We start from the raw sequence: 1,628 nt of genomic DNA, 5'->3' as shown, positions 1-1,628 counted from the left end.
TCCTTTTCCCTTGCTGTTCTTTTCCGGGACGAGTATTTTGTAATAGGTTTCGTCGGCTGCCTTATAAGGATCACTCAAAGCTGTCTGCCGGATACACTTATAAAGATTTTCAAAGAGGCTTGAGGCTTTTTCCATCAACTTATGAGCCGTAGGTTTCTTCAGCGTAAAGCCATGACTTTCGAAGTAGTTGATGATTCTTTCAACCGGTAGCGATTGTATATAACGCAATTCCATCAGCCCGGCAATGAATGAGCCGTCATAGCTGGAATTCAAGAAAGCCGAGACCGGTGTTTTTCCCTCAAAGAGACAACCGTCTTGCGCGTAGGTGTGTATCTTGTAGACGTGCTTGATGAAGCGCATGGGTACACATTCATAGCGGACACATATTCTGGGAGCGGTGGTAACCAGCCGGGCTTTATTGATGTCAAAATCAGGATCGTCGGGATAAACGTCATGTTCCTCCTGCTCCATCTCATAATGCATGTCACGTTTGGCCCCATTGTTCTTTCTGGCTTTACGCTTATCTGCTTTTTCTGCTTCTCTCTTCTGCCGCTCTTCCTCCGGCAATGCAGGTTGAGGGGGTTGTTGCTGTTCGGATGTGTTTGATACAAGTTTGGCGATCCCCTTGGTAAGACGCTGTTGCTTGCCAAGAGATTCGCCTTTTTGAAGGAGTGCCTCTTTAAGGGAAGAAACCTCCTTTATCAAATCATCTATCTGGTCCAGGAGTCTGTTGTTATCATCCCGCAACTCCTTGATTTGCTCCTTCAATAACTCTATGACCTCATCCTTTTTCATGGCGTAAAGATACAAAAAATCAATGAGTCGGCCAAAATAATCGGATGGTAATTTAAAATCAAACAGTTAATATACAGTATATTACATTAAATCCTAAAACGTTTTCGCAACCGTACAGACTTCAATGACACTCCATTTAAGATAAAAGACAAAACCTGATAAGAGATCTCATAATTGCCTGTATGGGGGTTAAATGTCGGCAACTCAAAACTTCCACCTTCCAGACGCTTGTAGTACAGGAGAAAGCCATCACCATCCCAACGCAGTATTTTTACACTCTGCCGGTTTTTGCCAAAGAATAAAAATATATCTCCGGAAATGGGGGACAGCTCCTTCATTTGAGAGCGTATGATTTTGAATAAACCGTCAATGCCAAGGTTCATACGGACAAAGCCCTGGTACAGATAGTAGCGATTGGCTGATGTTAGAGAATACATGGATCCCCCTCCTTTCTTTCGTAATCGCGTAACATTTTAATAATACCCCCGGGAGTGGCCCGTTTGACCGAAATGGTCGTTCCGCTGTTAAAGGTGATTGTGATCCCGGAAAGACTAAACTCTTCTTCCGACAACATGACGGGGGCTATTTGAGTGAACGAAGGAGAGGAAGTTGTCGGTCGGGAGGGTTCAACGCCGCCATAATAATCACGGACCACATCCGCCTTGGCTTGTTTAACGCTATAACCCCGTCTGGACATCCAGGAACTCATACCTCCAAGAGTGGTATGCTGATCACGGCAAACATCGGCTAAAGAACAATTGTAGTCTACTTTCAATACTTCAAGGAAATGTTTCCAGGTTTTTCCAAATCGATTTTCTGCTAAATCCATAATG

3 protein-coding genes are annotated in these 1,628 nt (G+C 44.0%); all 3 read right to left on the bottom strand.

Features of this window, described 5'->3' with window-relative positions:
* Positions 1-795: IS66 family transposase (locus ACZMIG_RS14760; RefSeq protein ID WP_347176027.1), on the bottom strand; the 795-nt coding region annotated here is incomplete at its 3' end.
* A gap of 86 nt (positions 796-881) precedes the next feature.
* Positions 882-1,232 (bottom strand): IS66 family insertion sequence element accessory protein TnpB, encoded by a 351-nt coding sequence (gene tnpB, locus ACZMIG_RS14755; RefSeq protein WP_011964763.1) that lies wholly within the window; start codon positions 1,230-1,232, stop codon positions 882-884.
* A complete protein-coding gene (locus tag ACZMIG_RS14750) occupies positions 1,220-1,624 on the bottom strand; it encodes a hypothetical protein (RefSeq protein ID WP_011964762.1) in 405 nt (134 codons plus the stop codon). Before ACZMIG_RS14750 ends, tnpB begins: the two co-directional genes overlap by 13 nt.
* Between the last annotated feature and the right edge of the window lie 4 nt (positions 1,625-1,628).

This window comes from Xylanibacter sp., assembly GCF_057607445.1.
Note: the sequence above shows the minus strand (reverse complement) of the source record. Positions and strands in the feature narration are given on the sequence as shown.

Bases quoted from the DNA above. Each gene is read 5' to 3' on its own strand.
- ACZMIG_RS14750 (WP_011964762.1), bottom strand. From the start codon at position 1,624: ATGGATTTAGCAGAAAATCGATTTGGAAAAACCTGGAAACATTTCCTT.
- tnpB (WP_011964763.1), bottom strand. From the start codon at position 1,232: ATGTATTCTCTAACATCAGCCAATCGCTACTATCTGTACCAGGGCTTT.